This is a genomic window from Rhodothermus profundi, assembly GCF_900142415.1.
GTDB lineage: Bacteria > Bacteroidota > Rhodothermia > Rhodothermales > Rhodothermaceae > Rhodothermus > Rhodothermus profundi.
Genome location: NZ_FRAU01000010.1, coordinates 1 through 21,579 on the forward strand (window position 1 = coordinate 1; position 21,579 = coordinate 21,579).

The 21,579-nt window shown below is 57.1% G+C and carries 36 protein-coding genes; all 36 read left to right on the top strand.

Going from position 1 to position 21,579, the window contains the following annotated elements:
* Positions 1-4: 4 nt before the first annotated feature.
* The 36 genes from tuf to BUA15_RS12320 all read left to right on the top strand — a co-directional run bounded on the left by tuf (position 5) and on the right by BUA15_RS12320 (position 21,522).
* Positions 5-1,201: an elongation factor Tu gene (gene tuf, locus BUA15_RS12145; RefSeq protein ID WP_072715193.1), complete on the top strand. Its 1,197-nt coding sequence runs from the start codon at positions 5-7 to the stop codon at positions 1,199-1,201.
* An 84-nt stretch (positions 1,202-1,285) separates the two neighbouring features.
* Positions 1,286-1,594 (top strand): 30S ribosomal protein S10, encoded by a 309-nt coding sequence (gene rpsJ / locus BUA15_RS12150; protein ID WP_012843350.1) that lies wholly within the window; start codon positions 1,286-1,288, stop codon positions 1,592-1,594.
* A 38-nt stretch (positions 1,595-1,632) separates the two neighbouring features.
* Positions 1,633-2,265, top strand: a complete 633-nt coding sequence (gene rplC, locus BUA15_RS12155) for a 50S ribosomal protein L3 (RefSeq protein WP_072716265.1) — start codon at positions 1,633-1,635, stop codon at positions 2,263-2,265.
* A 35-nt stretch (positions 2,266-2,300) separates the two neighbouring features.
* Positions 2,301-2,945 (top strand): 50S ribosomal protein L4, encoded by a 645-nt coding sequence (gene rplD, locus BUA15_RS12160; protein ID WP_072716266.1) that lies wholly within the window; start codon positions 2,301-2,303, stop codon positions 2,943-2,945.
* Between the two features lie 22 nt (positions 2,946-2,967).
* Positions 2,968-3,270, top strand: coding sequence for a 50S ribosomal protein L23 (gene rplW, locus BUA15_RS12165; protein WP_072716267.1), 303 nt, complete (start codon positions 2,968-2,970; stop codon positions 3,268-3,270).
* A gap of 68 nt (positions 3,271-3,338) precedes the next feature.
* A complete protein-coding gene (gene rplB, locus BUA15_RS12170) occupies positions 3,339-4,169 on the top strand; it encodes a 50S ribosomal protein L2 (RefSeq protein ID WP_072716268.1) in 831 nt (276 codons plus the stop codon).
* Between the two features lie 35 nt (positions 4,170-4,204).
* The gene (gene rpsS, locus BUA15_RS12175) at positions 4,205-4,489 is read left to right on the top strand and encodes a 30S ribosomal protein S19 (protein ID WP_072716269.1); all 285 of its coding nucleotides are present in this window, start codon (positions 4,205-4,207) and stop codon (positions 4,487-4,489) included.
* Positions 4,490-4,503: 14 nt separating this feature from the next.
* The gene (rplV, locus tag BUA15_RS12180) at positions 4,504-4,863 is read left to right on the top strand and encodes a 50S ribosomal protein L22 (RefSeq protein WP_072716270.1); all 360 of its coding nucleotides are present in this window, start codon (positions 4,504-4,506) and stop codon (positions 4,861-4,863) included.
* Between the two features lie 40 nt (positions 4,864-4,903).
* Complete coding sequence (gene rpsC / locus BUA15_RS12185) at positions 4,904-5,653, top strand: 30S ribosomal protein S3 (RefSeq protein ID WP_072716271.1); 750 nt, start codon at positions 4,904-4,906, stop codon at positions 5,651-5,653.
* Between the two features lie 54 nt (positions 5,654-5,707).
* The gene (gene rplP, locus BUA15_RS12190) at positions 5,708-6,142 is read left to right on the top strand and encodes a 50S ribosomal protein L16 (protein ID WP_072716272.1); all 435 of its coding nucleotides are present in this window, start codon (positions 5,708-5,710) and stop codon (positions 6,140-6,142) included.
* Positions 6,143-6,162: 20 nt separating this feature from the next.
* Entirely contained in the window at positions 6,163-6,381 is a 219-nt protein-coding gene (gene rpmC / locus BUA15_RS12195) for a 50S ribosomal protein L29 (protein WP_072716273.1), read from the top strand.
* 58 nt (positions 6,382-6,439) lie between these two features.
* Positions 6,440-6,721, top strand: coding sequence for a 30S ribosomal protein S17 (rpsQ, locus tag BUA15_RS12200; protein ID WP_072716274.1), 282 nt, complete (start codon positions 6,440-6,442; stop codon positions 6,719-6,721).
* Positions 6,722-6,736: 15 nt separating this feature from the next.
* Positions 6,737-7,105 (top strand): 50S ribosomal protein L14, encoded by a 369-nt coding sequence (rplN, locus tag BUA15_RS12205; protein ID WP_072716275.1) that lies wholly within the window; start codon positions 6,737-6,739, stop codon positions 7,103-7,105.
* A 33-nt stretch (positions 7,106-7,138) separates the two neighbouring features.
* Complete coding sequence (rplX, locus tag BUA15_RS12210; RefSeq protein ID WP_072716276.1) at positions 7,139-7,495, top strand: 50S ribosomal protein L24; 357 nt, start codon at positions 7,139-7,141, stop codon at positions 7,493-7,495.
* 38 nt (positions 7,496-7,533) lie between these two features.
* Positions 7,534-8,109: a 50S ribosomal protein L5 gene (gene rplE / locus BUA15_RS12215; RefSeq protein WP_072716277.1), complete on the top strand. Its 576-nt coding sequence runs from the start codon at positions 7,534-7,536 to the stop codon at positions 8,107-8,109.
* A 7-nt stretch (positions 8,110-8,116) separates the two neighbouring features.
* On the top strand, positions 8,117-8,386 hold the full coding sequence (gene rpsN / locus BUA15_RS12220; RefSeq protein ID WP_072716278.1) for a 30S ribosomal protein S14: 270 nt from the start codon (positions 8,117-8,119) through the stop codon (positions 8,384-8,386).
* A 27-nt stretch (positions 8,387-8,413) separates the two neighbouring features.
* Positions 8,414-8,815 (top strand): 30S ribosomal protein S8, encoded by a 402-nt coding sequence (rpsH, locus tag BUA15_RS12225; protein WP_072716279.1) that lies wholly within the window; start codon positions 8,414-8,416, stop codon positions 8,813-8,815.
* A gap of 45 nt (positions 8,816-8,860) precedes the next feature.
* Positions 8,861-9,415, top strand: coding sequence for a 50S ribosomal protein L6 (gene rplF / locus BUA15_RS12230; protein ID WP_072716280.1), 555 nt, complete (start codon positions 8,861-8,863; stop codon positions 9,413-9,415).
* A 71-nt stretch (positions 9,416-9,486) separates the two neighbouring features.
* Positions 9,487-9,846 (top strand): 50S ribosomal protein L18, encoded by a 360-nt coding sequence (gene rplR, locus BUA15_RS12235; protein ID WP_072716281.1) that lies wholly within the window; start codon positions 9,487-9,489, stop codon positions 9,844-9,846.
* A 38-nt stretch (positions 9,847-9,884) separates the two neighbouring features.
* The gene (gene rpsE, locus BUA15_RS12240) at positions 9,885-10,427 is read left to right on the top strand and encodes a 30S ribosomal protein S5 (protein WP_072716282.1); all 543 of its coding nucleotides are present in this window, start codon (positions 9,885-9,887) and stop codon (positions 10,425-10,427) included.
* Positions 10,428-10,457: 30 nt separating this feature from the next.
* Positions 10,458-10,658 carry a 50S ribosomal protein L30 gene (rpmD, locus tag BUA15_RS12245; RefSeq protein ID WP_072716283.1) on the top strand — a complete coding sequence of 67 codons (201 nt, stop codon included), beginning with the start codon at positions 10,458-10,460 and terminating at the stop codon, positions 10,656-10,658.
* Between the two features lie 35 nt (positions 10,659-10,693).
* Positions 10,694-11,155, top strand: a complete 462-nt coding sequence (rplO, locus tag BUA15_RS12250) for a 50S ribosomal protein L15 (protein WP_072716284.1) — start codon at positions 10,694-10,696, stop codon at positions 11,153-11,155.
* Positions 11,156-11,206: 51 nt separating this feature from the next.
* The gene (secY, locus tag BUA15_RS12255; RefSeq protein WP_072716285.1) at positions 11,207-12,523 is read left to right on the top strand and encodes a preprotein translocase subunit SecY; all 1,317 of its coding nucleotides are present in this window, start codon (positions 11,207-11,209) and stop codon (positions 12,521-12,523) included.
* Between the two features lie 10 nt (positions 12,524-12,533).
* Positions 12,534-13,379 carry a type I methionyl aminopeptidase gene (gene map / locus BUA15_RS12260; protein ID WP_072716286.1) on the top strand — a complete coding sequence of 282 codons (846 nt, stop codon included), beginning with the start codon at positions 12,534-12,536 and terminating at the stop codon, positions 13,377-13,379.
* Entirely contained in the window at positions 13,345-13,563 is a 219-nt protein-coding gene (infA, locus tag BUA15_RS12265) for a translation initiation factor IF-1 (RefSeq protein WP_072716287.1), read from the top strand. Before map ends, infA begins: the two co-directional genes overlap by 35 nt.
* An 83-nt stretch (positions 13,564-13,646) precedes the next feature.
* A complete protein-coding gene (gene ykgO / locus BUA15_RS12270; protein WP_072716288.1) occupies positions 13,647-13,763 on the top strand; it encodes a type B 50S ribosomal protein L36 in 117 nt (38 codons plus the stop codon).
* A 24-nt stretch (positions 13,764-13,787) separates the two neighbouring features.
* A complete protein-coding gene (gene rpsM / locus BUA15_RS12275) occupies positions 13,788-14,168 on the top strand; it encodes a 30S ribosomal protein S13 (protein WP_072716289.1) in 381 nt (126 codons plus the stop codon).
* Positions 14,169-14,183: 15 nt separating this feature from the next.
* Positions 14,184-14,573, top strand: coding sequence for a 30S ribosomal protein S11 (rpsK, locus tag BUA15_RS12280; RefSeq protein WP_072716290.1), 390 nt, complete (start codon positions 14,184-14,186; stop codon positions 14,571-14,573).
* 105 nt (positions 14,574-14,678) lie between these two features.
* Positions 14,679-15,281: a 30S ribosomal protein S4 gene (gene rpsD / locus BUA15_RS12285; protein ID WP_072716291.1), complete on the top strand. Its 603-nt coding sequence runs from the start codon at positions 14,679-14,681 to the stop codon at positions 15,279-15,281.
* A gap of 79 nt (positions 15,282-15,360) precedes the next feature.
* Positions 15,361-16,344, top strand: a complete 984-nt coding sequence (locus BUA15_RS12290; protein ID WP_072716292.1) for a DNA-directed RNA polymerase subunit alpha — start codon at positions 15,361-15,363, stop codon at positions 16,342-16,344.
* A gap of 32 nt (positions 16,345-16,376) precedes the next feature.
* Positions 16,377-17,027 (top strand): 50S ribosomal protein L17, encoded by a 651-nt coding sequence (gene rplQ, locus BUA15_RS14060; RefSeq protein ID WP_072716293.1) that lies wholly within the window; start codon positions 16,377-16,379, stop codon positions 17,025-17,027.
* A gap of 148 nt (positions 17,028-17,175) precedes the next feature.
* Positions 17,176-19,401, top strand: a complete 2,226-nt coding sequence (locus tag BUA15_RS12300; protein WP_072716294.1) for a RelA/SpoT family protein — start codon at positions 17,176-17,178, stop codon at positions 19,399-19,401.
* A 174-nt stretch (positions 19,402-19,575) separates the two neighbouring features.
* The gene (locus BUA15_RS12305) at positions 19,576-19,971 is read left to right on the top strand and encodes an HU family DNA-binding protein (protein ID WP_072716295.1); all 396 of its coding nucleotides are present in this window, start codon (positions 19,576-19,578) and stop codon (positions 19,969-19,971) included.
* Positions 19,972-20,054: 83 nt separating this feature from the next.
* Entirely contained in the window at positions 20,055-20,510 is a 456-nt protein-coding gene (ruvX, locus tag BUA15_RS12310) for a Holliday junction resolvase RuvX (RefSeq protein WP_084660600.1), read from the top strand.
* A 32-nt stretch (positions 20,511-20,542) separates the two neighbouring features.
* Entirely contained in the window at positions 20,543-21,112 is a 570-nt protein-coding gene (gene def, locus BUA15_RS12315) for a peptide deformylase (protein WP_072716296.1), read from the top strand.
* Between the two features lie 86 nt (positions 21,113-21,198).
* Entirely contained in the window at positions 21,199-21,522 is a 324-nt protein-coding gene (locus tag BUA15_RS12320) for a hypothetical protein (protein ID WP_245772039.1), read from the top strand.
* Positions 21,523-21,579 lie beyond the last annotated feature (57 nt).

The following is a 21,579-nucleotide window of genomic DNA, read 5'->3' on the forward strand; positions in this document are numbered from 1 at the left end:
AGCCATGGCGAAGGAGGTATTTCAGCGGACGAAGCCGCATGTGAACATAGGGACGATAGGTCATGTGGATCATGGGAAGACGACGTTGACGGCGGCCATTACGCAGGTGTTGTCGAAGCGGGTGTCGGATCCGGTGAATCAGCCGCGGACGTTTGATTCGATAGACAATGCGCCGGAGGAGCGGGAGCGAGGGATTACGATAGCGACGGCGCATGTGGAGTATGCGACGGAGAAGCGGCACTATGCGCATGTGGATTGTCCGGGTCATGCGGATTATGTGAAGAACATGATTACGGGAGCGGCCCAGATGGACGGGGCGATTTTGGTGGTGGCGGCGACGGATGGTCCGATGCCTCAGACGCGGGAGCACATTTTGTTGGCGCGTCAGGTTGGGGTTCCGTACATTGTGGTGTTTTTGAACAAGGTGGATTTGGTGGATGATGAGGAGTTGTTGGAGTTGGTGGAGATGGAGGTACGGGAGTTGTTGAGTCAGTATGAGTTTCCTGGGGATGAGGTGCCGGTGATTCGGGGGAGTGCGTTGTTGGCGTTGCAGGGGGAGCCGGAGTGGGAGGATCGGATTATGGAGTTGATGGAGGCGGTGGATGAGTACATTCCGACGCCGGTACGGGAGAAGGACAAGCCGTTTTTGATGCCGATAGAGGATGTGTTTTCGATTACGGGTCGTGGGACGGTGGTGACGGGTCGGATTGAGCGGGGTGTGGTGAAGGTGGGGGATTCGGTGGAGATTATTGGGTTGCGGGAGGACAAGTTGACGTCGGTGGTGACGGGGGTGGAGATGTTTCGGAAGCAGTTGGATCAGGGGGAGGCGGGTGACAATGTGGGGTTGTTGTTGCGGGGTATTGGGAAGGATGATGTGGAGCGAGGGATGGTGGTGTGTGCGCCGGGTAGTGTGACGCCGCATCGGGAGTTTGAGTGTGAGGTGTACGTGTTGTCGAAGGAGGAGGGGGGTCGTCACACGCCGTTTTTCAACGGGTATCGGCCGCAGTTTTATTTTCGGACGACGGATGTGACGGGGGATATTAGTTTGCCGGAGGGGGTGGAGATGGTGATGCCGGGGGACAATGCGCGGTTTCGGGTGAAGTTGATTTATCCGGTGGCGATGGAGGAGGGGTTGCGTTTTGCGATTCGCGAGGGGGGGCGGACGGTCGGTGCCGGCGTCGTCACGAAAATCCTCGACTGAAAATCCGTCGATTTTGAATAAACCATCCGGTGGGGGCACGCGTTAACGTGCCCCTACCCTTTGACTTGCCGAGCAAGAGAGGCGATGGCCAGCCAGAAAATTCGCATCAAGCTGAAATCGTACGATCACACGCTGATCGACAGGAGTGCGGAGAAGATCATCCGCACGGTAAAGGCGACCGGTGCGGTGGTCAGCGGTCCGATACCGCTGCCTACAGAACGCACGGTCATCACGGTGCTGCGGAGCCCGCACATTGACAAAGAGAGCCGCGAGCAGTTTGAAATTCGGCGGCATAAGCGGCTCATCGACATCCTGTCGACCAGCAGCAAGACGGTCGACGCCCTGATGAAGCTGGAGTTGCCCAGTGGCGTCGACGTAGAAATTAAAGTGTAAAGGCAGGCAAGCTGCCATAAGCTGCGTGCAAGGGCACCATGAGTGGAATGCTTGGAAGAAAAATTGGGATGACCCAGGTCTTTGACGAGGCCGGGAATTGCATTCCCTGCACCATTATTCAAGCAGAACCCAATGCCGTGGTGCAGGTGAAAACGGCCGAAGGCAAAGACGGGTACGATGCCGTGCAGTTGGGCTACGGCGAGCGTAAGCTCAAGCGCACCACAAAGGCGATGCTCGGCCATTTTCAGAAGGCCGGCGTTTCGCCCAAACGGGTGCTCCGCGAGTTTAAAAACTTTGTGCTGGACGTAAAGCCCGGCGACGAGGTGCGCCTCGAGCAGCTCTTTGAGGAAGGCGAGCTGATTGATGTCGTGGGCATCTCGAAAGGCCGGGGATTTCAGGGCGTAGTCAAACGGCACGGCTTTGCCGGAGTAGGGACCCGCACGCACGGCCAGCACAACCGGGAACGGGCGCCTGGATCGATCGGAGCCTCTTCGTTCCCGTCGCACGTGTTCAAAGGAATGCGTATGGCCGGGCGCATGGGCAACCAGCGGGTCAAGGTGAAAAACCTGGAGGTGATTCGGATTTTTCCGGAGCACCATCTGATTCTGGTCAAGGGAGCTGTTCCGGGCCCGCGCAACGGCATCGTTGAGTTGCACAAGAAGGTCCAGTAGGCATCGGACCGAGTTTGAAGCGAAATAGACGCGTTATGGAACTGCAGGTATATCGGCTGGATGGGAGTGAGACTGGCCGTACGGTAACGCTCGATCCAACGGTTTTCGAAATCGAGCCCAACGATCACGTGCTCTGGCTCGACGTCAAACGGATCGAAGCGAACCGGCGGCAAGGGACGCATAAGGTGAAAAATCGCGCGGAAAACGCCCACAGCACGCGCAAGCTGTATCGTCAGAAGGGTACGGGCTATGCTCGTGCGGGCGATGCTAAGTCGCCCATCCGGCGCGGTGGAGGAACCGCACACGGGCCGCAGCCGCGATCCTATGCGCTTAAAGTTAACCGCAAAACCCGGCGGCTGGCCCGCCGCTCTGCCTTAAGCTATAAGGCGAAGGCGGAAGCTATTCGCGTGATTGAAGACTTTACCTTTGAACGGCCCAGTACCCGGCAACTGGTGGAGGTGCTGACTGCGCAGGGGTTGGCAGGACGTAAGGTGTTGATTCTTACAGGTACGCACAACCCCACAGTGTACCTTTCCAGCCGCAATCTGCCTAAAGTGCGCGTGCTGGAGGCGCGCAATGCATCGACGCGCGACCTGCTGGATGCCCAGGTGCTGTTGATGCAGGAAAGCGCTGTTGAGGTGCTGAACCGACAGTTGACTACGGCACCCGTGGCGGCCTAAACCAACCGACCAGGGCACAACCATGAGCAAGCATCCGATTCTAATTCGCCCGCTGGTGACGGAGAAGCTTTCGCAGCAGATGGAAGAGGGGCGATATGCCTTTATCGTTGCCAAGGACGCCAACAAGATAGAGATACGGAAAGCCGTCGAGGAGATGTATCCGGGCGTCAAAGTCAAGAAGGTGCGCACGATGATCATGCCAGGTAAGCGTCGCCGGCAATTTACGCGCCGGGGCGTGGCCGAAGGGCGCACCAGCGCTTACAAGAAGGCGATCGTGACGCTGACGCCCGACAGTCCTCGCATCGACTTCTTCGAGAACGTGTGAGCGCATGAACCTGGCAGGCGCAAAGTCCTTCGGGACCGGTAGGCCTGCCGCAGACCCGATAGACCATCATGCCGATTCGCAAACGGAAACCGGTTACTCCTGGCCAGCGCCAGTATTCGGTTTCTACGTTTGAGGAAATCACCAAGGATACGCCGGAAAAAAGTCTGCTGGCCCCCTTGAAAAAACGGGCCGGCCGTAATAACCAGGGGCGCATTACCACGCGCCATCAAGGCGGTGGCCATAAGCGGCGCTATCGGATTATTGACTTTAAGCGCGATAAAGATGGCATCCCGGCGCGCGTAGTAAGTATTGAGTACGATCCTAACCGTTCGGCGCGCATTGCATTGCTGGCCTATGCCGATGGAGAAAAACGCTACATCATCGCGCCGAATGAGCTCAAGGTCGGGCAGACTGTGATGAATGGACCGGAGGCGCCTCCCGAGCCAGGCAACTGCCTGCCCCTGGAAAACATTCCGGTAGGTTCTTATGTGCACTGCATTGAAATGAAGCCGGGCAAGGGGGCGCAGATTGCGCGGGCGGCCGGCACTTATGCGCAGGTGATGGCGCGCGAGGGCAACTATGCCACGCTGCGCCTGCCGTCCGGTGAAATTCGCTTGATCCATGTGAAGTGTCGGGCAACAATCGGGACGACAAGCAATCCCGACCACATGAACATTGATCTGGGGAAGGCAGGGCGCAGTCGCTGGCTGGGCATTCGGCCCAAGGTGCGGGGAGTTGCCATGAACCCCATTGACCACCCCATGGGCGGCGGAGAAGGACGGCACTCAGGAGGGCATCCCCGTTCGCCTTGGGGGCAGCCGGCCAAAGGGTATAAGACCCGGAAGCGCAACAAACCTTCGGACAAATACATCTTGCGTCGTCGCAACGCGGCAAAGTAAAGGACGACGCTTAAGCAAAACGCAGAGAAGCGGATATGGCGCGTTCGTTAAAGAAAGGACCGTATGTCCACTATAAGCTGCTCAAGAAGGTTGAAGAACTCAACCGGACCGGCCAGAAGAAGGTCATCAAGACCTGGAGCCGGGCTTCGATGATTATTCCTGAGTTTGTCGGCCATACGTTTGCGGTGCATAATGGCCGACAGTTTATACCGGTTTATATCACCGAAAACATGGTCGGGCACCGGTTGGGGGAGTTTGCACCGACGCGGACTTTCCGGGGACATGCGGGCGAGAAAAAGGATAAGCGTGGCCGTCGATAAGCTATCAGAGAGCAATGGAAGCCAGAGCGATCAATAAATATATCCGGAGTTCGCCGCGTAAAATGCGCGTGGTGGTCAATGCCGTTCGGGGCAAGCGGGTGGCCGAAGCGCTGGCTATTTTGCGCCACCTGCCCCATCGGGCGGCGCGCCCTATTGAAAAAACGATCCGCTCGGCCGTCTATAATCTGATCGAAAAAAATCCGGAGGAGCGGATCGATGAGGCCAACCTGGTCATCCGCGATATCCGCGTAGATGAAGGGCCGCGGCTCAAACGCTGGCGGGCAGCGCCTCGCGGGCGTGCCGTGCCGATTCGGCGACGGATGAGCCACCTGACGGTTGTCGTGGCCACAACGGAGCCTGAGGGCGAAGCATAACGCGGCGAGCAAGACGTTCTAACTGCAGCATAAAGCGATCATGGGGCAGAAGACACACCCAATAGGATTTCGCCTGGGCGTCATTCGCGGCTGGTTTTCCAGTTGGTACGCCGAGAAGGACCTGCCAGAAAAGCTGATTGAAGATGAAGAAATTCGGCGTTACCTGCACGCGCGGTTGAAGCGGGCAGGGTTAAGCCGGGTCGTGATTGAGCGTACTCCGAAGCGCGTGATTCTGACGCTGCACACCAGCCGACCGGGCGTGGTGATTGGCCGCGGTGGTCAGGAAGTGGAGAAGCTCCGGGAGGAGTTGCAGAAGCTGACGGGTAAAGAGATTCAGATTAATATCAGTGAAATCAAGCGGCCAGAGCTGGATGCCAGCCTGGTAGCCCAGAACATTGCGCAGCAGTTGGAGGGTCGCGTTTCATTCCGTCGCGCAATGAAACAGGCCATTACGGCGGCCATGCGCATGGGCGCCCAGGGAATCCGCATCAAGGTGTCCGGGCGGCTCGGCGGTGCGGAAATGAGCCGCACCGAACAATACCTAGAAGGCCGCGTGCCGCTGCACACGCTCCGGGCCAACATTGACTATGCCCAGGCCACGGCCTACACGATCTATGGCACGATCGGGGTAAAGGTCTGGATCTTTCTGGGTGAGATTATCGGCAAGCCGGATTTGAGTCCGAATGCCCTGATTCAGCGGCAGCAGCAGGCCCTTGAACAGCCGGAGCGGCGGCGTCGGCGTCGGGCGCGCCGCGCTGGCCGACGCGCGGCTGCCGAAGAAGAGCGTTAACTCAAAACCGAAAGGGCGTAAGCCCTTGACGTAAGCGAAGCGGAGGTACGAGCCATGTTAATGCCTCGACGCACCAAGTACCGCAAGCAACAGAAAGGCCGGATTCGCGGCCTGGCGTCGCGCGGTACGCAAATAGAATTTGGAGATTTCGGGATCAAAGCCCTGGAACCGGCGCGTATAACGTCCCGGCAAATCGAGGCGGCCCGCGTGGCCATTACCCGCAAGCTGAAGCGCACGGGTAAGGTCTACATTCGCATTTTCCCCGATAAACCCGTAACCAAAAAACCGGCTGAAGTGCGCATGGGGAAAGGGAAGGGTTCGGTCGAGTACTGGGTTGCGGTGGTGCAACCGGGGCGCATTCTCTTTGAAGTGGGAGGAGTGTCTGAGGAGCTGGCGCGTGAAGCGCTTCGGTTAGCCTCCCATAAGCTGCCTATTAAAACCAAGTTTGTCATGCGGCCCGATTATGTGGCCGCCTCGCAGGGACGCTAACCCAAACCTGGCATGGGGTTATGAAGCCGAAAGAAATCCGTGCAATGAGCCTGGAAGAAATTGCTCAGCGCATCCGTGCCGAGGAGGAGGAGTTGCGTCAGTTACGTTTTCAGCATGCAGTCGCGCAGCTTGAAAATCCTATGTTGCTGCGCAACAAGCGTCGGCTTATTGCACGGCTGAAGACGATTTATAATGAGAAGCTCCGGGAAGCCCAGCAGGCGGCTTCCTCCTCCGAGTAAAATTAAACTTTTTCGGTAGTTGGTGAGGTCGAGGCTCACCAAGCCGTCAAAAGCAGCTATGGCGAACGAACAGCAGACGCAGAAACCTCAGCGTGGACGCCGGAAAGAGCGGATCGGCGTCGTTGTCAGCAATAAAATGGATAAGACCATTACTGTCGCCGTTGAGCGACTGGTTAAACATCCGCTCTACGGAAAGTATATCAAGCGTACCACGAAGTTGATGGCCCATGACGAGAACAACGAGGCCAATGAGGGCGACGTTGTCCGCATCATGGAGACGCGCCCGCTTTCAAAGCGTAAACGTTGGCGCCTCGTTGAAATTATCGAACGGGCCAAGTAAAGCCGAGAGCCAACCATGATTCAGCAGGAGAGCAGGCTGGTGGTCGCCGACAACAGCGGAGCCAAGGAAGTGCTCTGCATCCGCGTGCTGGGCGGAAGTCACAAGCGCTACGCCCGCGTCGGCGACAAGATTGTCGTTTCGGTCAAATCGGCGATTCCTGGCGGTAGTGTGAAAAAGGGCGACGTAGTCAAGGCGGTTGTCGTCCGGACTCGAAAGGAATACCGCCGGCCTGACGGAACCTATATTCGCTTTGACGATAACGCGGCGGTGCTGATTAACAACCAGGACGAGCCTATTGGGACGCGTATTTTCGGTCCTGTGGCGCGTGAGCTGCGCGATAAACAGTTTATGCGCATTGTGTCGCTCGCGCCCGAGGTGGTCTGAGCCGCCGCGTAAACCTAAGAGCTGCAGAAGGCCATGCCGCGGAAAAAGAATAAACAGCCTAAACTCCACGTAAAACGGGGCGATCTTGTGCGCGTGATCGCCGGCAATGATAAAGGCAAAGAGGGGCGCATTTTGCGCGTCTTTCCTAAGAAGCAGCGCGTGATTGTGGAAGGGGTGAACCTGCGCATCCGCCACGTGCGGCCCAGCCCGAAGTATCCGCAGGGGGGGCGTATCCAGCAGGAGATGCCCATCCATGTTTCAAACGTAATGCCGCTTGATAGCAACGGGCGGCCCACCCGCGTAGGGCGAAAGTGGGTGGAGGATCCGGCTACAGGCCGAGGGCGCTGGGTGCGCTACGCAAAAACTACGGGCGAAGAGCTGGATCGTTGAAGCCGGCTACGCGCCAAAGCCCAGAATAAAAGGGAGCCATGACCTACATTCCGCGACTGAAAAAAAAGTATCGGGAAGAGGTGGTACCCGCGCTCATGAAGCAATTCGGGTACCGCAATGTGATGGAGGTGCCGCGTCTGGTTAAGATCTGCGTCAACAAAGGGGTGGGCGAGGCAGCCCAGAACAAAAAGATACTGGACGACGCGATTGAGGAGATTCGGCTCATTACAGGGCAGCATCCGGTCGTGCGTCGTGCCAAGAAGAGTATTTCCAATTTCAAAATTCGCAAGGGGATGCCCGTCGGCGTGTCGGTCACGCTGCGGGGCGACCGAATGTATGAGTTCTTTGACCGCCTCGTTACCCTGGCGTTGCCTCGGATGCGTGACTTCCGAGGCGTGTCGGACCGCAGCTTCGATGGGCGCGGCAACTATACGCTAGGAATTCCAGAGCAGATTATTTTCCCTGAAATCGACGTGGACAAAGTTGAACGCATCAGTGGGTTTGACATCACATTTGTAACCACGGCGAAAACAGACGAAGAGGCCTATGCCCTGCTAAAGTTGCTGGGCATGCCGTTCGTTCGTCGAGAAGAACCACAGGCAAAAGCAGCATAAAAGCGCCATGGCAAAGAAGTGCTGGATGGCACGCGAGAAGAAGCGACGCGAGCTGGTTGCAAAGTACGCGGAAAAGCGGCGGCAACTTAAAGAGGCGGGTGATTGGATTGGACTCCAGAAACTTCCGCGGAATTCCAGTCCGGTCCGGTTGCGTAACCGGTGTCCCCTGACCGGACGGGCGCGGGGCTACCTGCGGAAGTTCGGGGTCTCGCGCATTGTCTTTCGTGAAATGGCCTTGGAAGGGAAGATTCCCGGGGTTCGCAAGGCAAGCTGGTAACCCCGATTTCAGTTAACTGCAACGACCATGAGTGGGATTACGGATCCGATTGCTGACTACCTGACCCGTCTGCGCAATGCGCAGATGGCGCGGAAGGTCTATGTGGACATTCCCGCTTCCAAGCTGAAGCGGGCGATTACGCAGATTCTCGTGGATAAAGGATATGTGCAGCGGTACCTGGACATTGATGATGGTAAGCAGGGACTGCTGCGTATCTACCTGAAATACGACCGCAATGGTAATCCGGCGATTCGGGAGCTGAAGCGCGTCTCCAAGCCGGGGCGGCGTCAGTACGTAGGAGCGGACGCGTTGCCCCGGGTACGTAATGGGCTGGGTATTGCCATTATTTCAACTTCCCAGGGGGTTATGACCGACAAGGAGGCGCGTAAGCTGCACATTGGGGGCGAGGTCCTGGCTTACGTGTTCTGAGCCATTAAAGCCATGGATCAGCTTGACAGCAAAACCAGATAAACCATGTCGCGGATAGGGAAACAGCCGATCCATCTGCCCGACGGCGTGCGCGTCGAAGTGGCACCGAACAATGTCGTTACCGTGACGGGCCCTAAAGGGACGCTCACGCTGCAGGTGGATCCGGACATTACCGTAGAAGTCCAGGACAAGACGGTCCGTGTGCTGCGGCCGACCGATCAGAAGCGGCATCGGGCATTGCACGGGCTTTACCGCGCGTTAATTCAAAATATGGTAACGGGGGTTACCCAGGGATACCGTAAAGAGCTGGAAATTATTGGCATCGGCTTTCGGGCGTCGATGTCCGGCAACTTGCTGGAGCTTGCCCTGGGCTACTCGCACCCGATCTACTTTGTCCCGCCGGAAGGAATTAAAATTTCGGTGCGGAGTGAGCGTGGGAGCAATCCGATTGTAATTGTCGAGGGCATTGACAAGCAGCTTGTGGGGCAGGTAGCGGCCAAGATCCGCTCGCTGCGGCCGCCGGAGCCGTACAAGGGCAAAGGCATCCGCTATGTGGGCGAGTACGTGCGGCGCAAGGCGGGCAAGACGGCAGGCCGCTAAGGTAGTGAGGGTTGTTCTGTTACGTAAACCCGGAAGGTCGGCAATCTTCCGGTAAACCTGAGGGACAGGCGATGATTAACGAACTAAAACGCAAGAAAGAACGTCGGGCCCGCGTCAAGCGGGGGCTAAAGAAAAAGATTCGCGGGACGCCGGAGCGCCCGCGTCTATGCGTGTATCGGTCGAACAAGCATATTTACGCGCAGGTAATTGATGACACGCGAGGGCACACGCTGGCAGCCGCTTCCAGCCTGGAGAAAGACATACCGGCAGGAACCAAGATGGAGATTAGCCGGGAGGTTGGGCGGCGTGTTGCCCAGCGGGCGCTGGCTGCCAACGTAACCAAAGTGGTATTTGACCGGAACGCCTACAAATATCACGGTCGGGTAAAGGCACTGGCTGAAGGGGCCCGTGAAGGGGGCCTTCAGTTCTGAGTCTTTCCAGGCCATCGATAAAGCGAAAGTAGACGATTATGGCACAACGGAAAAATCGTAATCGGAATCGTCGCCGGCAGCGTCAGCGTGCTGCGGAGGAGCAGCAGTGGATTGAGCGTCTGGTGTCGGTAAAGCGGGTGGCCAAGGTGGTGCAGGGAGGACGGCGTTTTTCCTTTAGCGCCGTTGTTGTAGTAGGTGATGGCAATGGGTTGGTGGGATCAGGAGTGGGGAAGGCCCGTGAAGTGGCAGATGCCATAGCTAAGGCCACCGAGAATGCCAAGAAGAATGTAATTCGGGTGCCGATTCGGCGGGGTACGATTCCGCATCCAGTGATTGGACGGCAGGATGCAGCCCGCGTGTTGCTCAAGCCGGCTGCGCCGGGTACGGGCGTGATTGCTGGAAGTGGGGCGCGGGCGGTGTTGGAGTGTGCGGGCATCACCGACGTGCTCTGCAAGGCGTTGGGATCGACGAATCCCTATAACCTGGTGGCGGCGACGATCAACGCCCTGGAGCAACTTGAAGACCCGCTGGAGGTAGCGCAGCGCCGGGGCGTCTCGCTGCAGAAGGTGTTTGAAGGGTAAACGCATCGGACCACGGAAGGCAACGGACGTATGGCAGCAAAAAAGCAGAAAAAGCTGAAGATTACGCAGGTCCGTAGCGTCATTGACTATCCAGAGCGGCAGCGCCGCACGCTGGAAGCGCTGGGCCTGCGGCGCATTGGCCGGACGGTGGTCCACAATGATACGCCCCAGATTCGGGGTATGATTAAGAAAGTGGAACACCTGGTGCGCGTTGAAGAAATTGAGGCGTAAGCACGTTCACCTGTGCGCAAAACAGTCTGGCAGCAATGGATCTGAGTCGATTGAAACCAGCAAAAGGAGCGGTTCGCGAGCGTAAGCGTCTGGGACGCGGCGTTGGATCGGGCTATGGAGGGCACAGCTCAACCCGCGGTACGAAAGGGCAGAAGTCGCGGAGTGGGCAGAAAATTCCAGCCTATTTTGAGGGCGGGCAAATGCCGTTGGTGCGGCGCGTGCCCAAACGAGGCTTTCGGAATCCTTTCCGCAAGGAATACCGAGTGATCAATCTGGCGGATTTGAGCCGTTGGATTGAGGCGGGGCGTCTTTCGACAGAGGCACCGATCACGCCGGAGACGCTGGTGGCCGCCGGGCTGGCCCGAAAGCGGGATCGCATAAAAATTCTAGGTGATGGCGAGCTGTCGGTGGCGCTGCAAATTTCGGCGCATGCTTTCAGCGCCTCGGCCCGTCAAAAAATTGAAGCGGCTGGCGGGACAGCCACCGTGATCGCCTGACCTTCCAGCGCAGATGCGTCCCCTCAGGGGATGCCAAGCCGATAGCAGACCATGGCGGGTTTTACAGAAAGCATTCGCAATATCTGGAAGATTGAAGAGCTTCGGCAGCGCGTGCTGTATACGCTCGGGTTGCTGGTCGTTTACCGGATTGGCACCTACGTGACGCTGCCAGGCGTAGACGCCCACATTCTGGCCGAAGTGAACCGCCAGGCCGGTACCAACAACCTGTTTGGCCTTATCGACCTGTTTGTGGGAGGTGCCTTTTCGCAAGCGGGCATTTTTGCGCTGGGGATCATGCCCTACATCACTGCCTCCATTATCATTCAGTTAATGGGGGCGGTGGTCCCGTACTTTCAGAAGCTGCAGCGTGAAGGAGAAGAGGGACGGCGCAAAATTACCCAGCTTACGCGTTATTTGACGGTTGGCATTACCGCGCTGCAAGCCATTGGGTATGCCATTAACCTGCGCTATGGCGCTACCGGACAGGCCATTGTGGTCAGTCCGGGCTTTTTCATGTTGATTGCCGTCATTGTGCTGACAGCCGGTACCGTTTTCGTAATGTGGTTAGGCGAGCGCATTACGGAGAACGGCATCGGCAATGGCATTTCGCTCATTATTATGGTGAGCATTATTGCCTTCCTGCCCCAGGCTGTCTATAACGAGTTTACGCTGAAAGACAACCTGTTTATTGTGCTGTTGGAGCTGGCTGTTTTTGTGGTCATTACGGCCGGGGTGGTGCTGGTAACCCAGGGGACGCGCCGCATCCCTGTGCAGTATGCCAAGCGGGTTGTCGGACGCCGGGTGTACGGGGGAGTAACCCAGTACTTGCCACTGCGCGTTAATGCGGCCGGGGTAATGCCGATCATCTTTGCGCAGTCCATCATGTTTGTCCCTGCCACCATAGCGACGTTCTTTCCGGGCAGCGACTTCATGCAGCAGTTTGGCACCTTTTTCTCGGATATTTCGGGCTGGGGCTATTCGTCGCTGTTTTTTGTGCTGGTAGTCTTCTTTACCTACTTCTACACGGCTATTGCCGTGAATCCCCGCGAAATGGCTGATACGCTCAAGCGACAGGGCGGCTTTATACCGGGCGTGCGGCCGGGCAAACAGACCAGTGATTTCATTGATACGATCCTGACTCGGATCACGCTGCCAGGAGCTATCTTTCTGGGAATTGTGGCGATAATTCCGGCGTTTGCCATGCGGGCAGGGGTAACGGCCGGTTTTGCGCACTTTTTTGGCGGGACCAGTCTCCTCATCATTGTGGGCGTGATGCTGGATACGCTGCAGCAGATCGAAAGCCATCTGCTTATGCGGCATTATGAGGGCTTTATGAAAGGGACGCGGGTGCGGGGACGACGTTTTTAGCGGTCTGTGTATGATTCACATCAAAACGGAAAAAGAAATCGATATCTTACGACGGTGCGCCGATCTAGTAGGCCGCACGCTGGGCGAGGTGGCGCGCTATATCCGGCCGGGCGTGGCCACAGCCGAACTGGATGCTATCGCGGAGGATTTTATTCGGACGCATGGGGGCGAGCCGGCTTTTAAAGGGTATCGCGTAGGACGGTTGGTGTATCCGGCGACGCTGTGCGTTTCCGTAAACGATCAGGTCGTGCATGGCATTCCGGGGGATTACCGGCTGCAGGAAGGGGATCTGGTGTCGGTGGACTGTGGGGTGCGCTATCGCGGCTTTTATGGGGATAGTGCGTACACATTTGGCGTAGGGGAGCTAGATCCGGAAAACGTGCGGCTCTGCCGGGTAACCTACGAAGCCTTGCAAAAGGGGATTGCGCAGGCAGTTGCCGGCAAGCGCATTGGCGACATCAGCCATGCGATTCAGCGGCATTGTGAGGCCGCAGGATACGGGGTAGTGCGTGCGCTGGTAGGACACGGAATCGGTCGCCGGCTTCATGAAGAGCCCCAGGTGCCTAATGTGGGGCGGCCCGGAACGGGACGGCGGCTTCGGGTGGGGATGACGTTCTGCGTGGAACCTATGGTTAATCGGGGAACGTATGAGGTGCGCGTCGGCGAGGACGGGTGGACCGTCTATACAGCCGACGGATTGCCCTCGGCCCACTACGAACATATGGTCGTGGTGCGAGCCGGACGGCCGGAAGTGCTGACGACGTTTGCCTACATTGAAGACGTGGTCGAAGCGCCTTACAACCAGACGGTACCATCCCCCCATGGCGAAACAGAAACCCATTACGCAGGACGGTGAAGTGATCGAGGCGCTGCCCAATGCCCAGTTTCGCGTGCGCCTGGATAATGGGCATGAAATTCTGGGCATTCTGTCGGGCAAGATGCGCATGCACTACATTAAAATTCTACCGGGCGACCGCGTCAAAGTAGAGCTGTCGCCCTACGATCTGACGCGGGGGCGCATAGTGTATCGTTATAAATAAACGTTCACGAACCCGGCGGCGTCTAAAGCGTTTACGCACCCTTGCCTGATAACGCTGGGGATTCACCTAAAGTAAGCAGGGTCATGAAGGTACGTGCCAGTGTAAAAAAGCGGAGCGCCGATGACAAGATTGTGCGGCGCAAAGGGCGGATTTATGTAATCAATAAGAAGAACCCCCGCCATAAGCAGCGTCAGGGCTAATGGCGGGTTAAACCGGTAGAGGCTATGCCACGAATTGCAGGTGTTGACATTCCGCAGCATAAGCGTGGAGAGATTGCGCTGACCGCGATTTATGGAATTGGAAGGTCGCGGGCAAAGGAGATCCTCAACCGGGTTGGTGTTGATCCCAATACGCGTCCCAAAGACTGGACCGACGAGCAGACGCGGGAGATTCGGCGGATTATTGAGCAGGAATACGTTGTCGAAGGGCAGCTCCGGGCCGAGGTCCAGATGAACATCAAGCGGTTGATGGACATCGGCTGCTATCGGGGCATTCGGCATCGGTTGGGGTTGCCTGTGCGAGGTCAGCGCACGCGCACCAATGCCCGTACGCGTAAGGGGCCCCGCAAGACGGTGGCCGGGAAGAAGAAGGCTCCGAAGAAGTAATTCTGCATTGCAGCCATGGCAAGGAAGCAGCGGACAACGCGCAAGAAGAACGTTATTGTCGAACAGAACGGGCAGGCGCATATTCAGTCCACTTTCAACAATACGATTGTCACCATCACGGACCAGTACGGCAATACGATTGCCTGGTCCAGTGGCGGTAAAGAAGGCTTTCGGGGCAGCCGTAAGGGGACGCCCTATGCGGCACAGATGGCTGCTACGTCGGCTGCGAAGGAGGCCTATGAACTGGGATTGCGCCGGGTGGACGTCTTTGTGAAAGGGCCTGGATCGGGCCGCGAGTCGGCCATCCGGGCGCTGGCAGCAGCGGGACTGGAGCTGCTGACCATTCGGGACGTTACCCCGGTGCCGCATAACGGCTGCCGGCCGCCGAAACGGCGTCGCGTCTGAACCGCCGTTCGGTATAAGCCCGGTCACGGCAGCAAGGGGTGGTGCTGTCGTGCGTTTGTCTTATACGTTGCAAACTTTCATCTGACAAACGAGACCAGAACGACTATGGCCCGCTATCGAGGCCCCAAACAGAAGATTGCCCGGCGCTTTGGGGAGCCCATTTTTGGTCCGAGTAAGGCGCTGGAGCGCAAGCCGTATCCTCCTGGCCAGCATGGACGGACCCGCCGGGCTAAGGAGAGCGAATACGCTATTCAGCTAAAAGAGAAGCAGAAGGTCAAGTACATTTACGGGCTGCTGGAGCGGCAATTTCGCAACCTGTTCGAAAAGGCGTCGCGCAAGAAAGGCATCACCGGCGAGAATCTGCTGAAGATGCTGGAGGCGCGGCTGGACAATACGGTCTATCGCATGGGGTTTGCCCGCACGCGCCGGCAGGCTCGCCAGTTGGTCGTCCATCGTCACATCATGGTGAACGGCCAGATCGTCAACATTCCCTCCTACCAGCTTCGGCCTGGCGACGTGGTGGCGGTGCGTCCAAAGAGTCGCCAGTTGACTGTTATCCAGGAGAACATCAAACGGCTACGCCGGAACTTTCCCTGGCTGGAAGTCGATCGTAAGGAGATGCAGGGGAAGTTCCTGGACTATCCGAACCGGGAAGACATTCCCGAAAACATCCGTGAGCACCTGATCGTCGAGCTTTACTCCAAGTAGTCCGGCGGCAGGCAGCGCGGATGGAAAGGCCGGAGAACGACTTTCCGGGTTTTGCGATCGATAAAACCCAAGACTGACCATGAGCAACTACATGGTACAACTGCCCGAAGGCGTTCGTGTGGAAGAGGCGACGGAAACGTTCGGGCGTTTTGTGATTCAGCCGCTGGAACGTGGCTATGGGGTTACGATTGGCAACGCGTTGCGGCGCGTGCTGCTCTCTTCGCTGCCGGGCGTTGCCATCACGGCTGTGAAGATTGATGGCGTGCAGCACGAATTCTCAACGATTCCAGGCGTTACTGAAGACGTCGCCGAGATTATTCTGAATCTGAAAGGCGTGCGCTTCAAGGCCAAGGATACGACGGACGCAAACATCCGGCTTTCGCTGAAAGGGCCCCATGTGTGGACAGCCCGGGATATCGGGGAGGCCACCAGCCACTATGAGGTGCTGAACCCGGACCATTACATTGCCACGCTGGCCGAAGGCGCGGAAGTTAACCTGGAGCTGCGCATGGGGCGTGGCCGCGGCTACGTGCCCGCCGAAGAAAACAAACTGCCGGATGACCCCATTGGCGTGATCGCTATCGACGCGATCTTTACGCCCATCAAGAACGTGCGGTACACGATCAAACCCACGCGCGTGGGGCAGAAAATTGAGTACGAACGCCTGGAGCTGGAGATCACTACCGACGGCTCTGTCTCTCCAGAAGATGCGCTCGTGCAGGCCGCTACCATCCTGCGCGACCATATTAACCTGTTCATTACGATGGAGAGCGAGCCGCAGCCCGAGGTGCAGAAGAAGGAAGTCGACGCCGAAGTGCAGCGCATCCGCGAATTGCTTTCGCAACCGGTCGATGAGCTCGACCTGTCGGTGCGCGCGCAAAACTGCCTCAAGGCAGCCAACATTCGCACAATTGGTGATCTGGTGCGGCGGCAGGAGTCGGAAATGCTCAAGTTCCGTAACTTCGGCCGCAAGTCGCTGCAGGAACTGATTGCTGTGCTGGAGGAACGCGGGCTGCATTTTGGCATGGACGTCGACAAGTATCTTGAGGGAGCCGAGAGCTGAGCCGGCGTTGCCGGAGTAAGCTGAAAGGAGCCATGAGACATCGAAAGAAAGGATTTAAATTAGGCCGCACCTATGGACATCGCCGGGCTACGCTGGCGGCGCTTTCGTGCGCGCTTATTCGTCATAAGCGTATTCGCACGACGCTGGCTAAGGCCAAGGCACTGCGCATGTTCATCGAGCCGCTGATTACGCGGGCCAAGGAAGACACTACCCATAATCGCCGTCAGGTCTTCCGCTACCTGCAAAGTAAAGAGGCGGTCAAAGAGCTTTTTGGCGAGATCGCTGAAAAGGTAAACGGACGGCCCGGCGGCTACACGCGGGTGGTGCGCATCGGCCGGCGTCCCGGTGATGGGGCCGAGATGGCCATTATTGAACTGGTCGATTACAACGATATCAAGCCGGTCGATAGCCGAAAGACAAGGAAACGGACGCGGCGAGGCCGCGGGCGGGGACGGCGCCAGGCTGCGCCAGCGGCAACAGCGCCTACTGCGGCAGAGCAGCCGCCGTCCCCAGAAGAAGCAGGAGCAAGCGAAACTGCCGACGCTGAACCAGCAGAAGCGACGGCGCCTGCTGCGGCCGAAAGTGCCACCGAAACGGCTGCATCTGCCGAGACAACATCCCATGCGTCGCCCTCTACAGAGGAAGAGACGGCGCAGGATAAAAAGAAAACGGACGACGCCTGAACCAAACTTTCCGCTGACGTATCCGAACCGGACGCCCAAGCGCCATCTTCTGGAGATGGCGCTTTTTTTGTTGGCGGAACAGGTGAAAGCCCCGACACTTTAACCCTGAGAGGAAAAGCTGCAAAGGGGAAGCGAAGCCCGGAGGCCCATGGTCCAGGTATCCACGCTCCTGAAAGCGGGGAGTCTGAATATTCCAGAAGAATACCAGCAACGTCTGGAGGAGCTGCTGCGGGTGTGTCATAAGCACCTGCCTCGCGTTGATGAAGACCTTATACGCCGAGCATTTCGGGTAAGCTACTGGGCCCATCGAGATCACCGGCGCGTGACAGGTGAGCCCTACATCCTGCATCCTCTGGAAGTGGCCTTTATTGTGGCCCAGGATATCAGTTTTGATGATGTCAGCGTAGCGGCTGCGCTGCTTCACGACGTGGTGGAAGACTCCGACATCTCGCTGGACTTTATTCGGGAGGAGTTCGGCGAGACCATGGGCATTATTATCGACGGGCTGACGAAAATTCAAGGCGTCTTCGCATCGCGTGAGCTGGGACAGGCCGAAAACGTGCGCAAGCTGATGCTCTCTATGGCCGAAGACATTCGCGTTATTCTGGTTAAGTTTGCAGACCGGCTGCACAATATGCGCACCATTGAGGCGCTGTCCCCGCAGAAGCGACTGAAAATTGCAACCGAGACGCTTGAGCTGTTTGCGCCGCTGGCGCACCGCTTTGGTCTGTTCAAGATCAAAAGTGAGCTGGAGGACCTGTCGCTCAAAGTGCTGCAACCCGATGAGTACTACGCAATTGTGCGGGGACTGAACGAATCAAAAAAGGAGCGGGAGGCTTATATCCAGCGCTTTATCGAACCCCTGAAGCAGCGGTTGGAGGAGGCAGGACTCGAATTTGATATCTACGGCCGTCCCAAGAACATTTACTCAATCTATCGAAAAATGAAGCGGCAAAACAAGCCGCTTGAAGAAATCTATGACCTGTTTGCCATCCGCATTGTGCTCAAAAGTTCAGGTCGAAAGGGAAAGGAGGACTGCTGGCGGGCCTATTCCATTGTAACCGATCTGTATCGGCCTTTGCCGGAGCGGTTTCGGGATTTCATCTCCGTGCCTAAATCCAACGGCTACCAGAGTCTTCACACCACTGTGCTGGGGCCGGGCGGCCGCAAGGTAGAAGTGCAGATTCGCACGCAGGAAATGCATGAAGTGGCCGAACGGGGCGTAGCGGCGCACTGGCGTTATAAGGAGGGCATAGAGAAGCCTGATCCCAAAATGGACCAGTGGCTGCGGTGGGTTCATGAGATTCTGGAAAATCCGAAGCCCGACCAGGCCACGGAGTTTGTCAAGGAATTTCGGCTGAATCTTTATGATGACGAGATTTACGTCTTTACCCCTAAGGGCGACGTCATCAGTCTGCCGCAAGGTGCGACGCCAGTTGATTTTGCCTTTCGGGTACATACAGAAGTGGGCTTGCACTGCATCGGGGCCAAAGTCAATGGTAGGCTGGTGCCGCTTTCCTACAAGCTGAAAAGTGGGGACCAGGTAGAGATTATCACCTCCAAGAAGCAGACGCCCAATCCTGATTGGATGAAATTTGTCGTTACCCAAAAGGCAAGAAGTCATATCCGGCACTGGATCAACGAGCAGCGTCGGAAAACCATTGAGCTAGGAAAAGAGCTCTGGGAAAAGCGGGCGCAGCGTCTGGGGTTGGAAGTGGATGAGCGTCAGTTGCAGCGCGTGGCCCACCGGTTGAAATTCCCTAACCTCCAGCAGATGTTTTATGAACTGGGGAGCGGGTTGTTTGAAGTAGATGAGTTGATTAAGGCGCTGCAGGCCGGAGATGGGCAACAGGAGTCGCAATCGCAGGCGTTGCGTCTGAAGTACGAAAGCTTTCTGGATACGGCTAAGGAGACCGGGCAGCCTGCGCTGAAAATAGATGGAGAGCTTCATACGGATATTGTTACCACCTATGCGTCCTGCTGCAATCCTATTCCCGGGGATGAGGTGTTTGGCTATGTGAGTCGAAGTGGAGCCATAAAGATCCATCGGGTTAACTGTAAAAATGCTCCCTATCTGCTGATCAATCATCCAGATCGCATTGTGCCGGTTGAATGGAGCCGGCAAAAGGACGTGCAGTTTCTGGCTGCACTGCGGGTAATTGGCGAAGATCGGGTAGGAATTGTCAGTGATATTACAACGGTCATTTCTAAGAGCCTCAAGACAAATATTCGCTCCATAACGGTCGATTCAGAAGATGGCGTGTTTGAAGGGACCATTGTGCTTTACGTGAGCGACCTGGAGCACTTGCGCCGCGTCATTGAGCGAATCAAACGCATTGACGGCATCTACGGGGTATACCGTTTTGAGGAGTAACGACAAGTCCTTAAAAATTCAATGATGAGCTGTCGTTTTGTTTTGCAAAAGCTCACGTAATTTAATAAAATGCTGCGTCCTGCCGCATCGTTGCAATGTGGGAGGTAGCGCCCCATCCATGCGGGCAGGCAATCGCGTTGGTTGCATGTGCAAATTTAAACGGAGTGGCTGATCATGGCGCAACGCATACCCACTTTGACGAAGAAGGACGTGGCGCGTCGGGTTGCCCAGCTTATGGGTGAACCCATTTACAAAAGCGAGCCCTGGGTAAGTGCGGTGATTGAAGCATTGGCGCAGCTCCTTGAAGAGGCGGATCCTGAAGTGCGCATTGAGCTGCGCGATTTCGGGGTCTTTGAGGTCAAGCGCACGCGTGCAAAGCCCAAAGCACGCAATCCGAAGACAAACGAGACCGTTTTTATTCCCAGTCGCCGAAAGACGCACTTTAAGCCCAGCAAGCGGCTGAAGCAGGTGTTGCAGCGTCCGCTCATTGAATTGAACTATGAAATTCCTGAAGGGAGCGCCGACAAGTATCTGGAAGCGCAAGCTTCCGGGAAGAACGGCGCTCGCTGAAAATACCCTGCGGAGATGAACCATGAGGTGGCGGACGGGTTAATCCCGAACCCGTCCGCTTTTTTCATGGTGCTGCTGAAGCAATGTTGTTGTCTGGGGCTACGCGGCCGCGTGTAGTGGGCATAGATTACGGAAGGCGACGGGTTGGGCTGGCGCTGGCTGACCCGCTGCGCATAATTGCTCAGCCCTATGGTACCTACCCGCCAGAGGAAGCGCTGCGCGTGCTTCAGCGACTGCATGCCGAGGAAGGAATTGAAACGCTGGTGGTGGGCTGGCCGCTGACGGAAGCAGGAACGGAGGGCGCAGCTACACGTCAGGTAGCGCGCTTTATCCGTCGATTAGAACGGCTGCTGCCTGGCGTAAAAATTGTGCGCTGGGACGAACGCTACACGTCGGAGCTTGCCCGAGAACGTTTGCGCGAAGTAGGAGGATCGCGCAAAAAGCGAAGGGAGCGGGGACGTGTAGATCAGATGGCTGCCGCGATAATCCTGCAGGAGTATCTGGAATATCAGGAACCGAAGCAAAGCTTTCCCCAATAAAGCACAGGTCCAAACGTTACGATCGGACGCGGATGGTACTGCCTATTCATGTATACGGGGATCCCATTTTGCGGGAGCGAGCGCAGCCCGTGCAGGCCAATTCGCCCGAGCTGCAGCAGTTGCTTGACGACATGGTCGAAACCATGCATGCGGCTTCGGGCATTGGACTGGCGGCGCCTCAGGTAGGGCGTCGGGAGCGTGTTTTTGTGGTCGATCTGACGCCGCTGAAAGAAGAGCTGGAAGCTGAAGGGGAGTCGCTTCCCTCCATGCCGATGTTTTTTATCAATCCAGAAATTATCTGGACGAGTGCGGCGCAATGCAGCCTTGAAGAGGGCTGTCTCTCTATTCCGGAGGTGCGGGAAGTGGTGGAGCGGCCTGAGGCCGTTCGGGTTCGCTATCTGGACCGTCAGTTCAGGCCGCAAGAATTGGAAGCCCATGGCATGTTGGCCCGGGTCATTCAACACGAATATGACCATCTGGAAGGCATTCTCTTTATCGACCGCATCAGTGCCTTTCGACGACAGTTGTTGAAGCGACGTCTTCGGGAGATTGCGCGGGGGCACGTGTCGGCCGAGTATCCGTTAGCGCTCAGCCGGGTATAACAAACGGGCTAATTGGCACTGCTTGCTCTGAGGAACGCGTCGCTGCTATCTTCCCAGGAGCGTAAATGCACCCGGGCATGCAGGCGATGTGGCGTAAACGGGCAGCAGGGCTGCTCCTGCTTTTTCTGGTCAGTGCCGTTGGCCTACCGGCCGGCCACCAACTGGTACATGTGCTAGAGGCGGGGGCTTTCGGGTGCGTGGTGGGCAAAGGGCTCCAGCAGGCGACAAACTGCAAACACCTGCCCGATCCTTGCCGTTTGTTTGCCAGTCTGCGTTCCCTTCCGGCAGCCGGAGTAGCCTTATCCGCCTTTAAAGGCCCTGAAGAGACGATTCCTTTCTTGACCATTCAGGCAGTTGTCCCCTTCTTACCGTGGGCGCCCTTTACGCGGGCCCCACCGGTTTTGTGCTGAAGCAGACCACGCATCATCGCTGCTCACCAATAGCTCAGCACAAAACCGGATGGCAAG

What these genes read in the sequence shown, in the direction of transcription:
- secY (WP_072716285.1), top strand. Translation starts at nt 11,207, where the DNA reads ATGGCGGGTTTTACAGAAAGCATTCGCAATATCTGGAAGATTGAAGAG.
- def (WP_072716296.1), top strand. Translation starts at nt 20,543, where the DNA reads ATGGTACTGCCTATTCATGTATACGGGGATCCCATTTTGCGGGAGCGA.
- rplP (WP_072716272.1), top strand. Translation starts at nt 5,708, where the DNA reads ATGTTAATGCCTCGACGCACCAAGTACCGCAAGCAACAGAAAGGCCGG.
- infA (WP_072716287.1), top strand. Translation starts at nt 13,345, where the DNA reads ATGGCGAAACAGAAACCCATTACGCAGGACGGTGAAGTGATCGAGGCG.
- rplO (WP_072716284.1), top strand. Translation starts at nt 10,694, where the DNA reads ATGGATCTGAGTCGATTGAAACCAGCAAAAGGAGCGGTTCGCGAGCGT.
- rplD (WP_072716266.1), top strand. Translation starts at nt 2,301, where the DNA reads ATGGAACTGCAGGTATATCGGCTGGATGGGAGTGAGACTGGCCGTACG.
- rplE (WP_072716277.1), top strand. Translation starts at nt 7,534, where the DNA reads ATGACCTACATTCCGCGACTGAAAAAAAAGTATCGGGAAGAGGTGGTA.
- rplW (WP_072716267.1), top strand. Translation starts at nt 2,968, where the DNA reads ATGAGCAAGCATCCGATTCTAATTCGCCCGCTGGTGACGGAGAAGCTT.
- BUA15_RS12290 (WP_072716292.1), top strand. Translation starts at nt 15,361, where the DNA reads ATGAGCAACTACATGGTACAACTGCCCGAAGGCGTTCGTGTGGAAGAG.
- rpsQ (WP_072716274.1), top strand. Translation starts at nt 6,440, where the DNA reads ATGGCGAACGAACAGCAGACGCAGAAACCTCAGCGTGGACGCCGGAAA.
- rplV (WP_072716270.1), top strand. Translation starts at nt 4,504, where the DNA reads ATGGAAGCCAGAGCGATCAATAAATATATCCGGAGTTCGCCGCGTAAA.
- rplQ (WP_072716293.1), top strand. Translation starts at nt 16,377, where the DNA reads ATGAGACATCGAAAGAAAGGATTTAAATTAGGCCGCACCTATGGACAT.
- rpsK (WP_072716290.1), top strand. Translation starts at nt 14,184, where the DNA reads ATGGCAAGGAAGCAGCGGACAACGCGCAAGAAGAACGTTATTGTCGAA.
- rpsN (WP_072716278.1), top strand. Translation starts at nt 8,117, where the DNA reads ATGGCAAAGAAGTGCTGGATGGCACGCGAGAAGAAGCGACGCGAGCTG.
- rpsC (WP_072716271.1), top strand. Translation starts at nt 4,904, where the DNA reads ATGGGGCAGAAGACACACCCAATAGGATTTCGCCTGGGCGTCATTCGC.
- rplX (WP_072716276.1), top strand. Translation starts at nt 7,139, where the DNA reads ATGCCGCGGAAAAAGAATAAACAGCCTAAACTCCACGTAAAACGGGGC.
- rplF (WP_072716280.1), top strand. Translation starts at nt 8,861, where the DNA reads ATGTCGCGGATAGGGAAACAGCCGATCCATCTGCCCGACGGCGTGCGC.
- rpsJ (WP_012843350.1), top strand. Translation starts at nt 1,286, where the DNA reads ATGGCCAGCCAGAAAATTCGCATCAAGCTGAAATCGTACGATCACACG.
- ykgO (WP_072716288.1), top strand. Translation starts at nt 13,647, where the DNA reads ATGAAGGTACGTGCCAGTGTAAAAAAGCGGAGCGCCGATGACAAGATT.
- rpsM (WP_072716289.1), top strand. Translation starts at nt 13,788, where the DNA reads ATGCCACGAATTGCAGGTGTTGACATTCCGCAGCATAAGCGTGGAGAG.
- BUA15_RS12300 (WP_072716294.1), top strand. Translation starts at nt 17,176, where the DNA reads ATGGTCCAGGTATCCACGCTCCTGAAAGCGGGGAGTCTGAATATTCCA.
- rplB (WP_072716268.1), top strand. Translation starts at nt 3,339, where the DNA reads ATGCCGATTCGCAAACGGAAACCGGTTACTCCTGGCCAGCGCCAGTAT.
- rpsH (WP_072716279.1), top strand. Translation starts at nt 8,414, where the DNA reads ATGAGTGGGATTACGGATCCGATTGCTGACTACCTGACCCGTCTGCGC.
- tuf (WP_072715193.1), top strand. Translation starts at nt 5, where the DNA reads ATGGCGAAGGAGGTATTTCAGCGGACGAAGCCGCATGTGAACATAGGG.
- map (WP_072716286.1), top strand. Translation starts at nt 12,534, where the DNA reads ATGATTCACATCAAAACGGAAAAAGAAATCGATATCTTACGACGGTGC.
- rplR (WP_072716281.1), top strand. Translation starts at nt 9,487, where the DNA reads ATGATTAACGAACTAAAACGCAAGAAAGAACGTCGGGCCCGCGTCAAG.
- ruvX (WP_084660600.1), top strand. Translation starts at nt 20,055, where the DNA reads ATGTTGTTGTCTGGGGCTACGCGGCCGCGTGTAGTGGGCATAGATTAC.
- rpmC (WP_072716273.1), top strand. Translation starts at nt 6,163, where the DNA reads ATGAAGCCGAAAGAAATCCGTGCAATGAGCCTGGAAGAAATTGCTCAG.
- BUA15_RS12305 (WP_072716295.1), top strand. Translation starts at nt 19,576, where the DNA reads ATGGCGCAACGCATACCCACTTTGACGAAGAAGGACGTGGCGCGTCGG.
- rplN (WP_072716275.1), top strand. Translation starts at nt 6,737, where the DNA reads ATGATTCAGCAGGAGAGCAGGCTGGTGGTCGCCGACAACAGCGGAGCC.
- rplC (WP_072716265.1), top strand. Translation starts at nt 1,633, where the DNA reads ATGAGTGGAATGCTTGGAAGAAAAATTGGGATGACCCAGGTCTTTGAC.
- rpsE (WP_072716282.1), top strand. Translation starts at nt 9,885, where the DNA reads ATGGCACAACGGAAAAATCGTAATCGGAATCGTCGCCGGCAGCGTCAG.
- BUA15_RS12320 (WP_245772039.1), top strand. Translation starts at nt 21,199, where the DNA reads ATGTGGCGTAAACGGGCAGCAGGGCTGCTCCTGCTTTTTCTGGTCAGT.
- rpsD (WP_072716291.1), top strand. Translation starts at nt 14,679, where the DNA reads ATGGCCCGCTATCGAGGCCCCAAACAGAAGATTGCCCGGCGCTTTGGG.
- rpmD (WP_072716283.1), top strand. Translation starts at nt 10,458, where the DNA reads ATGGCAGCAAAAAAGCAGAAAAAGCTGAAGATTACGCAGGTCCGTAGC.
- rpsS (WP_072716269.1), top strand. Translation starts at nt 4,205, where the DNA reads ATGGCGCGTTCGTTAAAGAAAGGACCGTATGTCCACTATAAGCTGCTC.